Annotated in this window: 16 protein-coding genes; 5 read left to right on the top strand and 11 right to left on the bottom strand. The window is 37.7% G+C overall.

Going from position 1 to position 20,220, the window contains the following annotated elements:
• Positions 1-3 precede the first annotated feature (3 nt).
• Entirely contained in the window at positions 4-246 is a 243-nt protein-coding gene (gene rpmB / locus ODR02_RS16130) for a 50S ribosomal protein L28 (RefSeq protein WP_002976757.1), read from the bottom strand.
• A 243-nt stretch (positions 247-489) separates the two neighbouring features.
• Here rpmB and ODR02_RS16125 point away from each other — a divergent pair, with 243 nt between their 5' ends.
• Positions 490-2,199 (top strand): T9SS type A sorting domain-containing protein, encoded by a 1,710-nt coding sequence (locus ODR02_RS16125; protein ID WP_309512780.1) that lies wholly within the window; start codon positions 490-492, stop codon positions 2,197-2,199.
• 62 nt (positions 2,200-2,261) lie between these two features.
• On the opposite strand, the gene ODR02_RS16120 is transcribed toward ODR02_RS16125, so the two are convergent.
• Together ODR02_RS16120 and lnt are read right to left on the bottom strand one after the other, a co-directional pair.
• Positions 2,262-3,368, bottom strand: coding sequence for a hypothetical protein (locus ODR02_RS16120; protein WP_209787400.1), 1,107 nt, complete (start codon positions 3,366-3,368; stop codon positions 2,262-2,264).
• Positions 3,369-3,514: 146 nt separating this feature from the next.
• Positions 3,515-5,149 carry an apolipoprotein N-acyltransferase gene (gene lnt, locus ODR02_RS16115; protein ID WP_309512779.1) on the bottom strand — a complete coding sequence of 545 codons (1,635 nt, stop codon included), beginning with the start codon at positions 5,147-5,149 and terminating at the stop codon, positions 3,515-3,517.
• A 56-nt stretch (positions 5,150-5,205) separates the two neighbouring features.
• On the opposite strand from lnt, the gene ODR02_RS16110 reads away from it, so the two are divergent.
• The gene (locus tag ODR02_RS16110; protein ID WP_309512778.1) at positions 5,206-5,619 is read left to right on the top strand and encodes a VanZ family protein; all 414 of its coding nucleotides are present in this window, start codon (positions 5,206-5,208) and stop codon (positions 5,617-5,619) included.
• Here the strand turns inward: ODR02_RS16110 and proC are convergent.
• The 4 genes from proC to ODR02_RS16090 form a co-directional block, all read right to left on the bottom strand.
• A complete protein-coding gene (proC, locus tag ODR02_RS16105) occupies positions 5,609-6,412 on the bottom strand; it encodes a pyrroline-5-carboxylate reductase (RefSeq protein ID WP_309512777.1) in 804 nt (267 codons plus the stop codon). The two genes, ODR02_RS16110 and proC, sit on opposite strands and share 11 nt — an antisense overlap.
• A 358-nt stretch (positions 6,413-6,770) precedes the next feature.
• Positions 6,771-7,784, bottom strand: coding sequence for a UDP-N-acetylmuramate dehydrogenase (gene murB / locus ODR02_RS16100; RefSeq protein WP_309512776.1), 1,014 nt, complete (start codon positions 7,782-7,784; stop codon positions 6,771-6,773).
• A 3-nt stretch (positions 7,785-7,787) separates the two neighbouring features.
• Positions 7,788-8,273 (bottom strand): hypothetical protein, encoded by a 486-nt coding sequence (locus ODR02_RS16095; RefSeq protein WP_309512775.1) that lies wholly within the window; start codon positions 8,271-8,273, stop codon positions 7,788-7,790.
• A 10-nt stretch (positions 8,274-8,283) separates the two neighbouring features.
• On the bottom strand, positions 8,284-9,489 hold the full coding sequence (locus tag ODR02_RS16090) for a pyridoxal phosphate-dependent aminotransferase (RefSeq protein WP_105701883.1): 1,206 nt from the start codon (positions 9,487-9,489) through the stop codon (positions 8,284-8,286).
• A gap of 227 nt (positions 9,490-9,716) precedes the next feature.
• On the opposite strand from ODR02_RS16090, the gene ODR02_RS16085 reads away from it, so the two are divergent.
• Positions 9,717-12,209, top strand: coding sequence for a GEVED domain-containing protein (locus tag ODR02_RS16085; protein ID WP_309512774.1), 2,493 nt, complete (start codon positions 9,717-9,719; stop codon positions 12,207-12,209).
• Between the two features lie 112 nt (positions 12,210-12,321).
• Positions 12,322-12,777, top strand: a complete 456-nt coding sequence (locus ODR02_RS16080; protein WP_309512773.1) for a DUF1801 domain-containing protein — start codon at positions 12,322-12,324, stop codon at positions 12,775-12,777.
• 202 nt (positions 12,778-12,979) lie between these two features.
• Here ODR02_RS16080 and ODR02_RS16075 read toward each other — a convergent pair whose 3' ends face one another.
• From ODR02_RS16075 to ODR02_RS16060, 4 genes are read right to left on the bottom strand one after another with little or no spacing between them, the layout of a single operon-like run.
• Positions 12,980-14,245 carry a TolC family protein gene (locus tag ODR02_RS16075; RefSeq protein ID WP_309512772.1) on the bottom strand — a complete coding sequence of 422 codons (1,266 nt, stop codon included), beginning with the start codon at positions 14,243-14,245 and terminating at the stop codon, positions 12,980-12,982.
• Positions 14,235-17,330 carry an efflux RND transporter permease subunit gene (locus tag ODR02_RS16070; RefSeq protein ID WP_309512771.1) on the bottom strand — a complete coding sequence of 1,032 codons (3,096 nt, stop codon included), beginning with the start codon at positions 17,328-17,330 and terminating at the stop codon, positions 14,235-14,237. Before ODR02_RS16070 ends, ODR02_RS16075 begins: the two co-directional genes overlap by 11 nt.
• A 26-nt stretch (positions 17,331-17,356) precedes the next feature.
• Positions 17,357-18,457 (bottom strand): efflux RND transporter periplasmic adaptor subunit, encoded by a 1,101-nt coding sequence (locus ODR02_RS16065; RefSeq protein WP_309512770.1) that lies wholly within the window; start codon positions 18,455-18,457, stop codon positions 17,357-17,359.
• Between the two features lie 4 nt (positions 18,458-18,461).
• The gene (locus tag ODR02_RS16060; RefSeq protein ID WP_209787419.1) at positions 18,462-18,944 is read right to left on the bottom strand and encodes an MgtC/SapB family protein; all 483 of its coding nucleotides are present in this window, start codon (positions 18,942-18,944) and stop codon (positions 18,462-18,464) included.
• A gap of 394 nt (positions 18,945-19,338) precedes the next feature.
• Here ODR02_RS16060 and ODR02_RS16055 point away from each other — a divergent pair, with 394 nt between their 5' ends.
• Positions 19,339-20,190: an EamA family transporter gene (locus tag ODR02_RS16055; protein WP_309512769.1), complete on the top strand. Its 852-nt coding sequence runs from the start codon at positions 19,339-19,341 to the stop codon at positions 20,188-20,190.
• Positions 20,191-20,220 lie beyond the last annotated feature (30 nt).

Raw genomic sequence — 20,220 nt, 5'->3', positions numbered from 1 at the left:
TTATTAATTCTTTTTAATCAATCCGTTTCTAGTAGCTCTTTCAATAGCTTCCTCGATTCCAATCTTGTTAATCACTCTCAATCCATGAGCTGATACTTTCAGTGTAACGTGCTTATCTTGCTCCGGAAGGTAAAACTTCTTCTCTAATAAGTTAATTTCAAAACGACGCTTCGTTTTGTTATTAGCGTGAGAAACGTTGTTACCAACCATTGCACGCTTTCCTGTTATTTGGCAAATTCTTGACATATCTCGATGTTCTTATTTGTATAATATTTGAGAGTGCAAAATAACGAAGAATTTTTTAGATAGACAAATCTTTTAGAAAATATTTGCAAATAAGTGACTGATTAATAATCATGAATTTTTAAAATAGTAGAATCCTTGGGATACAGCAGTTAATCAGTGCTGATATATTTCATACAGGCTTTTTTTTAAGCAAAGAATTTAATATTCTATCTTTGTTTTTAATTAATCTAAATAAAAATAACTATGAGGAGGATTTATATTTTATGGTCTATGTTGCCTGTCAGTCTGATGGCCCAGAACTTTACTGAGGTGCAGACCAACATGAATAATTTTTATTATTCAGCAGCTGATATTGCTGATATAGACAACAATGGTACGCTGGATATTGTACTCAATGGTGCGATAGATTCTGACGGTGATGGAAATGTAGACAGTACCTACAATGAAGTATATCAGAATAACGGGACGACTTTATTGCCGTTTGCAGGATTAGGAGCAGATGTGACTCATCTGGGAGATATTAAGTTCATTGATTATAATAATGACGGGCTGATGGATATTGTTTCTACAGGACTCAGCTATTGGGATGTTGTTAATTATAAACAATACCGATTCAAAAATACCGGGACAGGATTTGTAAAAGAAGCAGAGTTACCCGGTAAAATATATGGTTCTCTGGAAGTTTTTGATTTTAACCATGACGGGAAACCTGATTATGCCATTAATGGAACTCAATATGCCCATGGAGGAGGATTCGGAAATAGCCTGGATTATTATAAAAATACAGGGACTGATTTTGTTCTGACAGAAAACTGGGTAGATGGAACTCAGAGCGGAAGTTTTAAAGTGGTAGACCTTAATAATGACCATCTTCTGGATCTTGTGATTATCGGATCGGATATCAACGGGGATCCAGTATCCAAAGTATACATGAATCAGGCAGGGGTTCTGACCCATACCCAGGATCTTGCTCCCGTAGCAGTAGGGAAAATGGATTTTGCAGACTTTAATGCAGATGGTTTCCAGGATATTGTGGTGATTGGAAGGGATGCCAATGATGATGGGTATTTTGCCGTTTTAATGAATGATGGTACCGGTACACTGAATGCTCAGACCATTGCGGTAGGGGATATTTCAGATGCGGCATTAAGTGTTGGTGATCTTAATAATGATGGGTATTACGACTTTATTATTTCCGGGAATGAAAACTATAATGCCGTTGTGAAAACGTATATCTATAATGCATCCAATAATACATTTAATGAAGGAATCGTAACGGGCATCCATGAACTGGGAGGTCCGGGGATGGTTCAGCTTTTTGATTTTAATAACGATCATCATCTGGATATCTTACTGGGTGGATTCGACTGGGCTGCTTCTGATCTGCCTTCACTAACGAAAGTATTTAAAAATAATGCTACAGCGGCCAATGCAAAACCTTCAGCACCTACTCAGCTGAATATGACGAAAAATGGAAACAGGTTCAATTTTACCTGGAGTGGAGCATCGGATGATAAAACTCCGGTGAATGCCTTACGTTATGAAATTACCGTAGGATCTACACAGGGAGCTCATGATATTGCTAAGTATGTAGTAACCACACCCTCATGGTTTCTGGATCTTGATCCGTCCATTCAGAATGTATACTGGAGTGTAAAATCTATTGATGCTTCAAAAGTGTATTCTGATGCTTCTGCTCAAAGTGTGCTGGGAACAGCGGACATCAAACCTGAAAAGCAACTTGTTATCTATCCTAATCCGGTATCAGATAAAGTGTATATCAAAGGCGAAAAAGTTTCAGAAGCCGAAATGTATTCGATGGACGGAAGAAAACTGAATATTAAGGTAAACGGAGATCAGTCTATTGATGTTTCTCATTTACCTAAAGGAGTATATTTATTAAAACTGAAGATAAAAAACGAAATAACCACCAGAAAACTTACGATTAAGTAATTGAATCAATTCTATCTTCTATCAATGAGAAAAGCCAGGCGTCCAGCTGGCTTTTCTTTTTTCTATCTGTTTGTTTTTTTGATTTTCAGTAAATATGAGTGGAGTTTATCATTGAAGTTCTGAAATACAAAAAGAAAAAATAAAGGAAAATATAACAGGAAATATCTTGGTAATGGCGCTACTGAATAAAACAATAAATAAAAAATAAAAATGATTCCGGTATATACAGCATCAAATGAAAATCTTAATTTTAACTTTTGAATGATCGTGTAAATAAAAAGCAAACTAAAAACCATTAAAATAATAGAATAGAGGTACATTATGTAAATACCTGAAAAATTATAATTTCCCGGATAATAATTTAAAAAGTTAATTCCTATTTTTTTTAAACTGTTTTTAATAAACAGTTCCGGATGCTCCGAAATAAAATTTTTATTAAGCTGTTTCAGATATTGATCTATTTGTTTTTCATCTGTAAAATTCTGACGGAGATATTCATCGGTTAATAATATTTTTTTTGCTGGATCATACGGCAGGTTTTCACTTGAGAAAATATCATATTTTTCATTATTGCCCTTTGCAAAATTATAATTGAGAGAAGTTGAATAATGGAATACTCCTGTTTTTTCATAGTTCCTTATACACCATGGAAGATATGTAATGAAAATAAATGTGAACACCAGTGCAAGGTTGTAATATTTTATTTTTTTATATCCGATCAATATAATTGCTGAGATGATCATTAAAAACAGAAATTCAAATCGGAGGTATAGCCCGGCTATTGAAAATATTGAAATTAATATTACATTTTTTACAGTGACCTTCTGTGATAATTTCAATACCAGTGCAAAGAAAATGCTGAATACAGATAATGTAAGAGCAAATGAACTGATTTTTGTAGCGCCTAAAAGAATAGGCGGAAAAAAAATAATACACCCAAAAGCAAAGAAGTAGCTGTTTTTTTTTATCGCATTTTCTTCAAAAGACACAACAAGTAATAAAACAGAGAAAAATAAAATGACAGCCTGCAGAACACATGAAATCATTACCCAATTCGGTGTCTTGACAATACTTTCTACTAAAAGTAAATAATAAGGATATAAAGGTGGCATATAAGCCGAAGGTTTACCCAGATAATAATAATCATGATAAACGGAAAAATCTTCCATGATTATCTTCCATTCAAATACAAGATCGGCATTCCTACTTAGATAGTATGCTGTAATGCAATATAGTAGGAAAATGACAGAATATCTGTATCTGAATAATTTTTCTTTCACTTTTCTATCTATTAAAATCAATTAACCTTTGGGAACTACGCTTTCTTTGTTTTCTTTTTAAACCATTCAATCAGGTAATAGAACAATAAAAATCCTAATGCAAATAGGGAAAATCTTGAAAGAATATCTCCGGCTCTGGTATAGAATGTCATGGTATCATAAAGATTTACCTTTGCGAATAAGGCTGTTTGGTCACCATAGAAAGTATCTGCGGTGATCTCTCCTTTAGCATTGATATGTGCTGAAATCCCACTGTTGGCCGCACGGGCAATTTCTCTTCTGGTTTCGATAGCTCTTAATTTCGCGTAAGATAGAAGTTGTTTGTGTCCCTCTGTAACGCCCCACCAGGAATCGTTGGTCATAATGCCTAAGAAATTAGCTCCTTTTTTTACATAGTCTGTTACAAACTCCCCGTAAATGCTTTCATAGCAGATAATTGGTGCCAGTTTCCCTTTATTGTAAGGGTTTGAAAAGGCAACTCTTTCTTTATCTGTCCCCAAAGAGGCTACGGTACCGCCAAGGTTCAGCATGGCATCTCCCAACAATGGTTTTAAAACATTCATATAAGGGAATATTTCTACACCCGGCACCAGTTTTCCCTTGTGATAAACCTGAACTTTTTGGTTAGGAACCAATTGAATCGCCGTATTATAGCTGCTTACCCAAACACCGCTGTTGATCTGATAGGCTTCTTTAGGTAAATCAGCCGGATTATAAAAAAAACGGTGGGAAGAAATTCCTGTAGCAAAAACAGATCCCGGATGATTGGATAAAAATCCTTTGATATTATTTAAAAGTAAACTCTTTTCAAACGCTGTTTCAGAAATAGATCCTCTGCCAGGAAGCGCTGTTTCGGGAGCAATATAGTAATCAATCTTACCTGTTGAGTTTTTTTCAGCAAGAGCCAATAAATCCTGTTCTATCGTCAGACTGTCTTTCGAATATTTTTCAGCATAAGGATCAAGATCCGGCTGGAGCATCAGAACGCTTACCTGCCCGACAGGTTTTTCATCAAAACTATTGTATTTGATTACTGAAATAATCATCGGTAAGATAATTAAAGCCCCTACGATAGCAGAGTTTTTAATCAGATCTTTTCTTTTTCTTCCGGCTTCCCAGGTTCTTACCGTATAGAATATTAAAACATTAACCAAAAGAATCCAGAAGCTTCCTCCTGTAGCACCTAATGTGTCATACCATTGGATCAGCTTTGGGTAGTCTGAAAATACATTCCCCAGATTCAGCCATGGCCATGTCAGTTCCCATCCCAAATGAAACTTCTCAAAGCTCATCCAGATGGCAATTAAAAATCCTAATCCCCAATAGGTTCCCTGAGCATTTTTGTACCAGTGATAACATTGGAATACCAAAGAATATAAAAAGGAATTTACCAGTACCGGGAATAATACAGCCATCATAGAGTGGCTTCCATCAGGGTTTTTTGAGCCATACAGCCATCCTGTAGTGACTACATTCCAGATCACAAAGCATAAGTAAGATAATCCGAAGACGACCCAGCTTTTCCTTTTGTAATCTGAGAATTTTGAAATTCCATGTTCCATCATCAGAAGAGGAACAAGAGCAAAAAATATAAAAAACGGAACTCCATAAGTTGGCCATGAAACCGACAGCAGCATTGCTGAAATAAGTGTAAGTAGAACGTATTTCATTAAATTATTTTAATACACAAATTTAATGTTTTTGAAATGAATATATTAGCAGTTCAATGTTAAAGAAAATATATAAAATCATTATTGTTCCCTATAGTCTGCTTTTGCTCTATCTGATGTTTTTAGGAATGGGCAGATTTCAGTACGAGGAAAATCTTATCACGGTAGAACCTGTTTTTTCTACGATAAAATTTATTCAGGGTCCACACAAGACGGTAGATATTGTGACGATTGTTTTGGGCAATATTATTATGTTTATTCCTTTTGGATTTCTGGGCTGGATGATTCCCGAGCTGAAAAAATTAAAGCCACTGATGTTTAGTTTTATCTCATGTATCTTAATTGTAGAAGCTCTTCAGTACTTTACAAGAATGGGAATATTTGAAGTAGATGATATTATCCTGAATACTTTTGGAGTGTATCTGGGATGGATATTGTGCAGCGCTATTGATAAAAGATTTAATTATTAAGTTCCTTCGCGCGCTTTTCGGCATTCAGAATTCCCTGTTTCAGAATTTCTTTGAAATTGTTTTCTTCAAACGTTTTTAAAGCAGCTTCAGTAGTTCCGCCTTTAGAAGCAACGTCTTTAATCAGTTCTTCAAGATTTTTGTCAGAATTATTAATCAGGTGATACGCTCCCAGCATGGTTTGTTTTACAAAAAGTTTGGAAAGGTTTTCTTCAATTCCCATTTCAACCCCTGCTTTAATCATGGCATCGATGATATAATAAAAATAGGCAGGACCACTTCCTGAAAGAGCGGTAACACCATCCAGAAGTTCTTCATCCTCAAGATAAACCGATCTTCCGGTACTGTTCAATAATCTTTCTATACTGATTAATTGACTGAAAGAGATTCCGTTGGCCGCAGTATAGCCTGTAATTCCCATTCCCAAAAGGGTAGGAGAGTTCGGCATTGCTCTTACTACTAATGGATGATTCAGCGATTTCTGAATTTTTTCAATATTAATCCCTGCCATGATGGAAAGAACCATCTGGTTTTCTTTGAAGGTAAATTGAATATTTTGAGCAACGGCATGAAAATCCTGAGGCTTTACGGCAATAATGATTAAATCGGCATTGAGTTCCTGAATTTCTTCAAACGTAGAAATTTTAGAATGGGGAAATTCTTCAGCTATTTTGGAGATTTTTTCCTGATTTCTGATAATAAGATGAAGATGTTCAGGTTTGATCAGTTCGTATTTCAAAAAAGATTTTGAAAAAGAAAGTCCCATATTTCCGGCTCCAAGAATAGCTATTTTCATCACGAATTGTAATTTTTAAGCTAAAATAATGATTTTCCGGAGACTGGATATGAATTGATTCTGAATTAATTTTTGTTGGGTAAGCGCAAAGGCGTAAAGGTTTTGGATAATATGCCGTTTTAAGGCGCGAGAAAATCGGAGGTTTTCAGCAAGGGTGAGAATGAAATAAGATAATGTTAATCCTTTTGTAGCACAAAGATCGAACAGTATTAAATTTTATCGAAGATAAATTCCTGGCCTTAAAATAATAACAAAGAAAATAAAAGATCCTTGCGACTTTGCGTTTATCCAATACTTAAAGATAATAAGAAATAAAAAAAGACTGAATTCATATGAATCAGCCTTTATATTTTTTAGATTAAATAATATTCACTTCCCGTTCAAGTTCTATTCCGAACTTTTCTTTCACAGAATTGATGATTTCTGTAGAAAAATCAAAAATTTCCTTTCCGGTAGCCTTTCCTGTAGCGTTGATGATCACCAATGATTGAAGTTGGTGGGAAGCTGCATTTCCTATCTGCTTTCCTTTCCATCCGCATTGCTCAATTAACCATCCTGCGGGTACTTTTACCATGTTTCCATTGGGATAGCCCTGAATATTTCCAAACTGCTGTTTTAATGCTTCAAACTGAGCCAAAGGAATTGTTGGGTTCTTGAAAAAACTTCCGGCATTTCCGATTTTCTTAGGATCCGGCAGTTTGCTTTGTCTGATATGGATTACCGCTTTGGAAACATCCTGAATCGTAGGGTTTTTAATGCCAAGATTTTCCAGTTCGGATTGGATGGCTCCATATTCGGTTTTGATACGATGTTCTTTTTGGGTAAGCTTAAAAGTGACTCCAAGAATAACATATCTGCCTTTTCCTTCCTGCTTGAAAACAGAATCTCTGTATCCGAATCTGCATTGTTCAAGACTGAAGGTTCTCAGTTCAAGATTTTCCAGATCCAATGCCTCACAGCTTACAAAAACGTCTTTGATCTCTGTTCCGTAAGCCCCAATATTCTGCATAGGAGAAGTTCCCACATTTCCCGGAATTAAAGACAGGTTTTCAAGTCCTCCATAATTTTTTTGCAGGCAGTACATCACAAATTCATGCCAGTTTTCACCTGCTTTTGCGGTTACTAATACTTCATTTTCACTGATGTGTTCTTCGGAAATTCCTTTTAAATTCAGTTGGATAGCAAGACCGTCAAAATCTTTGGTAAGAAGAATATTGCTCCCGCCTCCCAAAAAGAGAAGCTGAAGGGAATTCGTCTTCGAGAAAATGAGTGCCTCTTTTAATTCATCAATAGTACTGACTTCAGTAAAATAATGGGCTTTGGCTTCAACACCGAATGTGTTATAAGGTTTTAATGAAAAATTTTCCTGCATGTTTTATTTGTATTCTTTGGGAAGAATCTTGTCTAGTTGTTCTTTAAGTTGCTGTAGCTGTTTGTAATGTAAAGTATCTGCGTAGGCATTTACATAAATATGGGATTTTTTCGGAGTCCGGATCTGGAATGTTTCATCTATTCCGTCTACAGACTGTTGGCTGGGAGAACTTTTTATATGATCAAGATCTACAATATGGACTGATGATACAAGCTTTTTCCAGACTTGGGGATTGATAGCAGATGCCCATGCCTGATGGCTTTGTTGGGCCGTTATCCCTTTTTCTGCAAAAACAGAATCTTTTGTGGCTTTGATAATTCTGTAATTTCCAAGGTTTCCCCCAATATCAGATACACTGATGAATGTAATTTCGTGTGGATTTCTGTGGGGTGCCGACTGTTCAGTCTTTTTGGAATCACATGAAAAAAATGCCGACAGCAAAAGAATCGAAAACAGAATTTTCAGATGGAGTTTTTTTGTTGTCGGCATAGTATATATTTTACAGACTGAATTCTTCTCTGTACTTCTTTAAAGCTTCTTTAAGAATTTCAGCACTTCTTTTTAAATCTTCTTCTTTCAGAACATAGGCAATTCTCACCTGTTTCTTACCTAATTCAGGATTGCTGTAGAACCCTCCTGCAGGGGCAACCATGATGGTTTCGTTATTAAGAGCGTATTTTTCAAGCAGCCACTGAGCAAATTTTTCAGTATCATCTACCGGAAGCTCTGCAACACAGTAGAAAGCACCTCTTGGTTTAGGGCAGATAACTCCAGGAATAGCATTTAAAAGATCTACCAATACATTTCTTCTGTGGGTATATTCTTCTCTTACTGCTCTGATATAAGGGCCATCGTTCTGGTGTGCTGCTGTTGCTGCAATCTGTCCCAAAAGAACCGGGCTTAATCTTGCCTGTGCAAAAAGCATGGCTGCATTACGGATTTTGTTGGAGCGAGTCACCATACATCCGATTCTTACTCCACACATAGAGTAACGCTTGGATTCTGAATCAATGATGATACAGTTTTCCGCTAATTCAGGGAAATCAAGCATGGAAATCTGCTGCTTTCCGTCATATACATATTCTCTGTATACTTCATCAGAGATGATTACAATGTCGTATTTCAAAGCAATTTCTGCAAGTTTCTGAAGCTCCTCACGCGTATAAAGATATCCGGTAGGGTTTCCAGGGTTACAGATAATGATTGCTCTTGTTTTTTCTGTAATTTTTTTCTCAAATTCCTCAACAGGAGGCAAAGCAAAACCTGTGTCAATTGTAGAAGGTACTGCTACTACATTCACATCAAATGTACTGGTGAAACCGTTGTAGTTGGCATAGTAAGGCTCAGGAATAATCACTTCATCCCCTTCATCACATAGAGTAGAGATAGCAAAGTTCAGGGCTTCAGAACCTCCATTGGTAACAATAAAGTTATCAGGGGTAAGATCTGAGAAACCTAATGAATGGTAGTATTCTGTAAGGGCTTTTCTGTATTCAATATTTCCTTCAGAAAGCGCATATTCCAATACTTTTAAATCGATGTTTTTTAAAGCATTTAACGCTGTTTCCGGAGTTTCAATATCAGGCTGTCCAATATTAAGGTGATATACTTTTATTCCTTTCTGTTTTGCTTGTAACGCAAAGGGAACCAGTTTTCTTACCGGCGATGGCGGCATATGCAGTGCTCTGTTTGAAATATTCGGCATTGTTCAAAAAATTTGTATGACAAAAATAGGATTTAATTTCTCAATAATAAAATTAAGAGTCAATTAAGAAATAGGAGAATGTTCTTTAATTTTTTTTTTACTTCTGTTAATTTTTGTGTGCGTTAAATATTAATATTTGATCTTTTTCGAAATTATTTTATTTTTTAATCAAAAAAAACTTTTTTGTATTGTTATTTTTACTAAATTTCGCCACAAATGTGATTAAAATGGCAATAAATTTATTTTCTAGAGTGGTACCTGCTGTCGCTCTGTTTTCAGCCAGTGTACTCCTGGCTCAAAATTATCAGACCATGCCGATTACTTCAGGCTTAACCGCTGATGTAATTGCAAACGGTATCGGTTCTTCAACAATTTCTACAAATAATGACGTAGATGGAGTTTCATACGCTTTTGTAGCGAAAGATTTTCAGCTGACCTCTACAAGTGCAGCGATTACGTATGGTATTCCTGTAGATGGGCTCATTAATTCTGTAGTGGGAACAACTCCCGGATTAAGCTTTCAACTGGCAAGTTTAAATGCAAATAATTCTCTAAGATTGGCTGCAACCAGTGATAACGGAACTTTGGCATTTACAACACCAAAGGCAGCGATCAAACTCTATATGCTTGCTGTAAGTGGAAGTGGTACTTCTACGGTAAGTGTAGTGGTTAATTTTACCGATGGCAGTTCGCAGACGTTTTCAAGTATAAGTCTTTCAGATTGGTATAATGGATCTAATTTTGCGATACAGGGAATAGGAAGGATTAAAAAGCCGGGGGCTACTCCAGCCAGTGGTGATGATGTGCCTTCTCCTGAAGGGGGAACCAATCCAAGATTATATCAGGCTGAATTGGCAATAGATGCAGCAAATCAGGCAAAACTAGTACAAAGTGTAACCGTAACTAAAGTTAGTGGTTCAGGGATACCGAATATTTTTGCTTTTTCAGCAGATGCCTATTCTGATTGTGCACCTCCTGTATTACAGGCCGTTTCCGGAATCACAGCAAACTCAGCTTTAGTTTCATGGACAGGCAGTGCTGCCAGCTATGATGTATACCACAGTACTTCCAGTACAATACCGGCAAGCTCAGTAACGCCTACTTATCCGGGGGTAACAGGTACAAGTACAACTATTGGAGGTCTTAATTCAAATACTACCTATTATTATTGGGTGAGATCCAACTGTAATACTGCAACCAGCCAAAGTGTATGGTCTTTTGCAGGAACATTTAAAACAGCTTGTTCTACTTTCACGGTTCCTTATACAGAAAACTTTGATACAACAAGTACAGGTTCCTCTTCAAATACGAATGCTCCAAGCTGTTGGGCATATCTGGAGAGTGCCTCATTTGCAGGGTATGGATATGTAGCAGCATCCAATAGCTATTCAGCACCTAATTCTTATTATATGAATAATTCAAGTGGGACTACAGGCAGCCAAATGTTAGTGGCTCCTCCTACTATAAACCTTTCAGATGGTACGAAGCGTGTAAGATTCTATGCAAAAGGAGGAGGAAGTAATTATACATTATTAGTGGGAACACTTTCGAATCCTACAGATCCTGCTTCTTTTACACAGATTGGAGCTCCTATTACCTTAACTACTACTCATACACAATATACCGTTAATATTCCTTCAGGTTCTGATTTGCAATTGGCATTTAAACATGGATTGGGAGGTTCTTCACGTTCTATTTATATTGATAATATTACGGTTCAGGATATTCCTTCTTGTCTTGAGCCAACTGCTGTTACATCATCAAACGTGACAATGAATACAGCAACGATCGGTTGGACGGCACCAGCTTCTGCTCCTGCCAACGGATATGAAGTATATTACAGTACAACGAATACTGCACCTGATGCATCTACTGTTTTGAACGCTTCCAACTCTGCAACTTCTGCTACGACTTCAGCACCGCTGAGCTCTCTATCTACTGATACGAATTACTATGCATGGGTAAGATCTGTATGTAGTGCCAGTGACAAAAGTATCTGGAGTGATGTTACAGCATTCAGAACAGGTTACTGTCTGCCTTCATCTACTTCACAGAACTCATGGCTGTCTGACTTCAGTTCTACCGGAGGATTGGTAAATATGACGTATTCATCCGGTTCAAGTGTTGCAGGTGGATATCAAAATTTAGTAGCAAGCAATAACAAGATCATCAATGCTCCGGGATCTGACACTTCAGTGTCTTTCACCGCAGGAGGTCCTACATGTGGAATTGCAGTTTGGGTAGACTGGAATAATAATTTAACTTTTGAAGCTTCAGAAAGAATGTTTGTTACTAACACTTATATAACAAATGCTTCCGGAACTATTACGGTACCTGCGGGAACACCTCTTGGAAGTTATAGAATGAGAGTAGTAACTGATTATAACAGTACAGCACCATCAAACCCTTGTTCAGCGATCTCAAGAGGAGAATTCATTGATTTTACCTTTGAAGTAGCTACTTCATTATCAACTTCAGAAACCCATCTGAAGAAAAAAGAAGTGAATGTATATCCTAATCCTTTCAAAGATGTTCTTCATATTGCAGATATCAAAGATGTTAAATCTGTAACTGTTACAGATGTAGCGGGAAGAGTAGTGAAAACTATTGATAACCCAACTACAGAACTTCAGTTAGCTGAATTGAACGCTGGTTTATATTTAGTAACAATGAACTTTAAAGATGGCTCAAAATCAACAGTAAAAGCCATTAAGAAATAAAATTTTTTGAGTTAATAATTTCTGTAGGCAGTTGCATTCGTGTGGCTGCCTTTTTTTATGATTTGTTTGAATAATAATCTAAAAATAGTCGTATTTTAGAAAAAATTACCATATGCAGATTCAGTCAGTTTCCATAGAGGATTATATCTCAAAAATTCCTGAAGAAAGACAGGAAGCCTTCAAAAAGCTTTATGATACCGTGAATGACAACCTTCCTAAAGGTTTCGAAGAGGCCACAAATTATGGAATGGTAGGTTGGGTTGTTCCTTTGAAAACATATCCTGCAGGTTATCACTGTACACCGGGAACTCCACTGCCATTTTTAAGCGTAGCTTCTCAGAAGAATTTTATAGCGCTGTATCATATGGGACTGTATTCCACACCGGAGCTTCTCGACTGGTTTGTGGCAGAATACCCTAAACATTCCAAAAAAAAGCTGGATATGGGTAAATCATGCATACGTTTTAAAAAAGTAGAAGATATTCCTTTTGAGCTGATCGCTGAACTCAGTAAAAAAATGACTGCTGATGATTGGATCAAAATTTATGAATCTCAGTATAAGAAATAAAAAAAGCTCTGAAATCTACTTGATTTCAGAGCTTTTTTTATGCTGGAAGCTGGAAGTTTGAAGCTGGAGGTAGTATTTGTATTTTAAAATCACCAATTGTCATTTCATGTTGAGCTTGATAAATATTTAAAAGTTAATTAAATGGTATGTATTTATTCATCAGCTTTCAGAAACTTCCATCCTCCAGCTTCCCTCTTCCTTTCTAAAAATGAATATCCCAGATTCCTGCTTTCCGTTCAAGTTCAATCAAAGCAGCGGCATTATCTGCAAGAGCCTGATAATAATCTTTCCGGATATTATTGTAAGTTCTTTGGGCATTCAGCACTTCCAGAATAGAGCTTTCTCCTCTTTTGTAGCTGTAGGTAATTCCTTCCAAGATACTTTGTGCTTCTGAAAGCATTCCGTTTTGGAACTGCCTGAGCTGTTTCTGAGTTGCTATATATTGCTGGTAGGCCTGCATCACTTCTGCTTTTATGCTTTGTTCGATTTGTTTGTATTCAACTTCTGCCTGAGAATGCGCCATTTCTGCGATCTTCAATCCTGCATTTCTTCTGTTGGAAAATTTTAAAGGAATACTGATACCCATTTTTACAGCATTTACGGTAGGAGAAGGTGCAATTTCGTTGGTTGCTTCTGTATGGCGTTCTGCTCCTGCACTAATGCCTAAGTCGATAATACGGTTGGCTTTTTCAAGATTGATCTGGCTTTTAGCTACTTCTGTATTTTGTCTTGCTGCCAATAAATCGGCTCTTTCATTCAAAGCCTGTAAGGTTAGATCGTCAATACTGAAATCCCTGTTGAAAGTATTGAAATCTCCGGCAACCTCTCTGCCTGTTATTTTGCTGTCGCCAAGAAATACTGATAAACTGGTGAGAGCCTGTTGTTCTGCACTCTCAGCCTGATATACTTCATTGAGTAAAGAAGCCGCTTCCAGTTTACTCTGTTTGGAAGTCACTAATGATATGGTTCCCAAACGATACCGGATACTGTCGGATTTTGCCAGCTGCTGCATATTTTTATAAGAATCCTGCTGTACTTCAAGCAAAGCTTTTGATTTTAAAGCATCAATGTATCCTAAACTGGCATCTGCACGAAGATTCCTGAAGAAATCCTGCAGTTGTATTTTGCTCAGTTCAGATTGGTTTCTGGCCAGATTTACCCGGGCTTTTCTTTTACCACCCAATTCAAGCGTCCAGCCGATTGATGTGCCATAGACATAGCCCATATTTTGATTCACCCCATTATTGGTGGTTTCCATTTCCAATTGGGGATCAGGAAACATATTAGCGGTCTGAATGGCAGCCTCAGCCATACTTACATTGTATTTTTGAGAAGCATATCCAAGATTTTTATTTCCCACAAGACTCAGGTATTCTTCAAATTGCAAAACCTCTTTTTCCTGTGCCTTTATCTCTGTAATACTAAACCATACTACAGATAATATGATAATATGAACTTTAATTTTCATCTGATTTCAAATTTTGTTTTTCGTGGCGGCGTTCAGCCATAAAATAAATAGCCGGCAGCACAAAAAGTGTTAAAATAGTAGAGAACATTAACCCATAGACAATTACCGTTGCCAGTGGACGCTGTACATCCGAACCGATGCCTGTAGCCAGTGATGCCGGGAATAATCCAATTACAGCTACCGTTGCCGTCATCAATACAGGTCTGAAACGGTCTTTTGCTCCTTTGATAGCAGCATGTTTCAGTTCATATCCTTTCTTTCGCAGATCGTTGATATGAGAAATCATAATAACTCCATTCTGAATGGCAACCCCGAACAATGCGATAAATCCTACTGCCGAAGATACATTCAGGGACATTCCCCGTATGTTGAGTGCCAGCATTCCGCCAAATAATGCCAGTGGAACAATAGACATCAGTACCAAAGCCTGTCTGAAGTCTCCAAATGCACCATACAATAACAGGAACATAATTGCCAATGCCAGCGGAACAATAAACGCCAATTTGGAATAAGCTCTGTTTTGATTTTCAAACTGTCCGCCCCATTTGATCTGGTATTTCTCATGGTCATATTGGATGTCTTTTTTAATTTTATCCTGTGCTTTTTTCAAAAATGAAGAAAGATCCGTTCCTCTTAAGTTCAGCTTAACGGTAAGGTGTCGTTTGTTCATTTCCCGGGTAATAGTACTTTCACCAGTACTTAACTTCACTTCTGCTACCTGAGATAAAGGAATTTTAGCTCCGGAAGCTGAGGTAAGCATCAGATTTCCGATTTTATCCGGAGTATCACGGCTGTCTTCCGTATAACGGCATGAAATATCATAGACTTTATTGCCAATAAAAATCTGGGAAATGGCTTTTCCTCCCAATGCCACTTCAATAAGGTCGGCAACATCAGCTACATTCAAGCCATACTGAGCAATTTTGTCTCTGTTGGCAATAATCTGTAATTGAGGCAATGGAGGTTCCTGATCAATAGCAAGGTCTGCGGAACCCGGAATTTTATTTAAAGTTGAAAGTACATTTTCTGCAATTCTTCTGGTTTCTTTAAAATCTTCTCCATACACCTTTACTACTAATTCGCTGTGAGCTCCGGAAATTTTATCCATTACTCCGTCAATCATAGGCTGCGAAAATCCTACGGTGAATCCAGGCATATCTTTATAATCAGCTGCAAGTTCTTTGATGAGGTCTGCTTTTGTTTTTCCTGCAGGCCATTCGCTGTAAGGTTTTATCCCGACTGAAACTTCAAAATGGGAAGCTGTCCATGGGTCGGTACCGTCATCATTACGTCCTGCCTGAACCATCATATAAGTAATTTCAGGATGTTTTAAAGTACGGGCACGTAAGGTGTTACTCATTTCTTTTGATTTAGCTAAAGAAATTCCGGGTGGCAGCTGTACCTGAAGCCAGATAGAACCTTCATCCAGCTCCGGAAGGAAGTCTTTTCCTACATTGTAGGAAAGAATTCCGGCAGATACTAAGGCGATTGTAATAGGAATCATCACTCTTTTGGGAGCCTGCATTATCTTTTCAATACTCTTCCCATAGGCGGTACTTACTTTCTCCAGCCATTTATTGTGATAGATCTTCTGGGGTTTGCGATAGATTACATACGCTAATCCCGGAATCAGAAGTAATGCTACGGCGAGTGCTCCCAATAGAGCATATCCTACAGTAAAGGCCATGGGGGTAAATAATTTTTTTTCTACTCTTTCAAAAGCGAATAATGGAAGGTATGCTGTAATGATAATAATGGTTGAAAAGAAAATAGGTTTTGCCACTTCAATCACTCTTTGGGTTATCGTTTTTTCTTCCAGTGTTTCTTCAGAATTTTCTTCCCTTTTCTTTAAAATGGTTTCAAGCATGACAATAGCTCCGTCTACAATGATTCCAAAATCAATAGCTCCCAGTGAAAGCAGGTTGGCCGGAATATTGGTGAAATGCATTAATATAAAAGCAAATAATAATGAAAGCGGAATGGTAATAGCCACCAGTAATGCTCCACGCCAGCTTCCAAGAAATATAATCAGTACAATAATAACCAATACAATTCCTTCAGTAAGCGTATGGGAAACTGTTGTAAGCGTTGTTTTTACAAGGTCTGTTCTGTCCAGGAAAGGATGGATCTTTACACCGGGAGGCAGTGTTTCGTTATTCAGTTCTTCGATTGCTTCATGCACTCCTTCCAATACTTGTGAAGGGTTTTGACCTCTCAGTAAAAGAACAATTCCTTCCACGCTTTCAGAATAATTACGTTTCCGGTCTGTGTAGCCAAGAATTCCTTTTCTTTCCAGGTTTCCGTATTTCAGAGTTCCTACATCATTCAAAAAAACAGGAACCCCGTTTTGTGTTTTTACTACAATTTTTCCAAGGTCATTTAAATCTTTTACCAATCCTATTCCGCGGATGACATAGGCTAGATTTCCACGGGGAAGCATACTTCCTCCGGCACTTACATTGTTTTTGGAAATCGTTTCTGTTACTTCTGACAGGGAAAGATTATACTGTTCAAGTTTATGTGGATCCAGCTCAATCTGAAACTGGGTGGTAATTCCCCCGAAATTCGTTACATCAGCAATTCCTGAAACCTGTTTGATCCTGGGAATGATGACAAATTTTTGCAAATCCGTCAATTCCCGAAGGCTGTGGTTGTTACTTTCGATAATATAACGATATACTTCGCCGATAGGAGAGGTGAGGGGATCTAATCCGGGCTGTGCACCATAAGGAAGATCCACATCTGTCAGTCTTTCCTGAATACGCTGGCGTGCCCAGTAATCATCTATGCCATCATCAAAAACCATAGTGATAATGGAAAGTCCGAACGTACTTTTGCTGCGCATTACATGCATTCCCGGAAGACCGTTCAGTGATCTTTCTAAGGGAATGGTGATTTGCTGCTCTACTTCTTCAGCGGCCAGTCCAGGAACCTGTGTTACCACCTGGGAAGTTACGTCGGCAATATCAGGATAAGCTTCTATGGATAATCTGGTCCAGGAATAATATCCAAAGAACCCCAGTAAAAGGAAGAGAGCAAGCATGAGCCATCTCTTCTGTATAGAGATTGTAAGTAATTTTTTCATAGTTTCTGATTTCGCATCATTTTACATTATTTCGCATCAAGCATATAAATTCCTCCTTCCGTCATGATGGTTTCTCCGGGTTTTAATCCTGAAATGATTCTTACTGTTTTCTGGTTGGTTTCTCCTGTTGTCACGGGACGTTTCGCATATTGATGCTTTCCTGTTTTTACCCATACATATTGGGAATTATCCTGTTGCATTAAAGCGGTTACGGGAATCATCACAGCTTTTTCAGGCGTTGTGGAAAAATTGACGGTAGCGTACATTCCCGGTTTGAGTTTTCTGTCGGGATTATCACATTCAATAAGGACTTTTATGCTTCGGGTATCTTCATCTACAATTTCATTGACGTGATATACTTTTCCTGTAATATTTCTGTCGGGATAGGCACTTACTTTTACAGAAACCTGATCTCCGGTATTCACAAAACGGATGTCTTTTTCCTTGACATCACCGGAAATCCAGACTTTTGATAATTCTGCGATAATCATTACAGGATCTGCATCTCCTTTCAGATACTGGCCGTTTACAATTTTATTGAAAATGATTTCTCCTTTGATGGGCGCTCTTACAATAAGAGGACTTCCTATTCCTCCGCCTTTGCTGTTATAGACCTTCAAAGCAGAAGAGGCATTGGAAAGAGATGTTTTTTTATTTTTAAAATCCGTGTCTGCTTCATCCAGTTCTTTCTGAATACCTACGCCGTGTTTCACAAGGTCCTGCTGGCGTCTGTAATTTTTTTCTGCAAGCTGTACATCATTCAATGCATCTGTATAATCCTTTTGAACCGAAAAATAATCGGAAGAAAGGATTTCAAAGAGCGGGCTTCCGGCAGAAACATTTTGTCCCAGCTGAATAAATGATTGGGTTATTCTTCCGGAAAACGGACTTGCAATTTCTGCGTAATGATTAGGGATCGCCTGGATTGTTCCGGCCGAGACTACACCATCGCTGTGTTCCTGTTCGGTAACGATGTGTGTTTTGATTTTTTTGAAAACAGGATTGTTTTCCGGGATGATAACCTGCTCGCCACGGGTTATTATTTCAGATTCTTTGTTTTGTTGAGGTGTATTGTCTTTACAGGAGACTACAAAGAGACTGATAAGAAATAAGATTACTTTTTTCATGACCTTAATAAAATTGAGTGCTATTGCTGATTGTTGCTTTTGTTTCGTTCTTTTTCTTGGTACTGACCAGTTTTTTGCTCCTGGCTTCTTTTTGTGAGGATAATGAGGGTCTCAGAAATATATTTGTAGAGACAATGAAGATTACAGTAATGAGTGCTTCTATAGGGTATCCGAGAGCACACAATGCGCCTATGGCTGCTGAGCACCATAAAGTGGCCGCCGTATTTAATCCTCTCACGGTAAGGCCGTCTTTCATGATCACTCCACCGCCAAGGAAGCCTATTCCACTAACGATATAAGAGGTGATTCTTCCGGCTGCATCCCCACCAATTCTGATGGCAATCAATACGAATGCTGCTGAGCCAATGCAAACCAAAGTGTTGGTTCGGAGGCCTGCATTTTTTTTGCGCCACTGTCTTTCGAAGCCTATTCCTGCTCCCAGGCTGAATGCGGTCAGTAAACGAAGGGTAAATTCAAATGTATTCATACCTTTTCCTGTTTTTTACAAAGCTTTTCAGCTGTATAGAAAAGTGAATACAACTAAAGCTTTTAAGATTGATAATTAGGGTAAGGATCTGGGTCCATATGCTTTATTTTTTACTGTGCAAAAGTAGAAATGACTGCTTTTTTTTACCGTTAGAAAAGCTTTAGAATGTTATTAGAAAATCATTAGAGAAAATTACTTTGTATTTTTTTGATGATTCTACAAGGAATAATTATTTATTATATCCTATTAATATGTGTAAACTGTACCCATGGTAAGAGATAAAATTTCAATACATTTGGAGGCTGGTTTTTGTATGATGAATTTCACCATTGGTCATACAAAATAAGAGCTTGTTTAATCCCTGAGATTTCCCTCCAAAACCTTTGAATTAAAAATGAAAAAATCAAACATAGCAATACCTGCTACATTGTTAGCTATTATATGTGTACAGGGCGGAGCTTCCATCGCTAAACAGCTTTTTCCTGCTATCGGAGCTATTGGTACGGTTACTTTAAGAATTGTACTTTCTGCTGTATTGCTTACTTTGATTAATCGTCCGAAATTTTTACAGTTTGACAGACAGAAATGGAAATACTGTGCGATATACGGAATAGGTTTGGCTGCGATGAATCTTATTTTCTATATGGCCATTCAAAGAATTCCATTAGGATTGGCTGTCACGGTGGAATTTGCGGGTCCGTTATTTCTTGCGCTGGCTTTATCCCGAAAACTGCTGGATGTTGTGTGGGCGTTGCTGGCATGTGTCGGGATTTTACTGATTGTTCCATGGCAGAATGATCATGTAGATTTAATAGGACTTGGGCTTGCTTTTCTTGCGGGAATGTTCTGGGCAGTTTATATCATAATGGGCGGGAAGGTTTCCAACATAATGGATGGAAAAGACGCGGTTACGACAGGAATGATATTCGCCAGCCTCGTGATTATTCCATTTACAATATGGGATGGTGCTGTTTTCAACCTTACTCCGAATATTTTTGTAAAAGGGCTTGGGGTGGCTATTCTTTCGAGTGCCTTACCTTTTTCGCTGGAGATTATGGCATTGAAAAGGCTTCCTGCAAAAACTTTTAGTATTCTGATGAGCCTGGAACCTGCATTTGCCGCACTTTCCGGATTGGTTTTCCTGGCTGAAGAATTATCTTTTTTACAATGGATTTCTATTGCATGCGTCATTGCAGCCAGTATAGGAACAACCGTTTTCAATAAGAAATCTCTTTCTCACGAGTAGAGGGATTACTTTTTTAAACCATTAAGCTAA

It is taken from the genome of Chryseobacterium sp. CFS2, assembly GCF_036543225.1.
In the GTDB taxonomy this organism is placed as follows: Bacteria; Bacteroidota; Bacteroidia; order Flavobacteriales; family Weeksellaceae; genus Chryseobacterium; species Chryseobacterium culicis_A.
The sequence above is the reverse complement of the archived record's forward strand: the minus strand, read 5'-3'. Positions and strand labels throughout refer to the sequence as shown.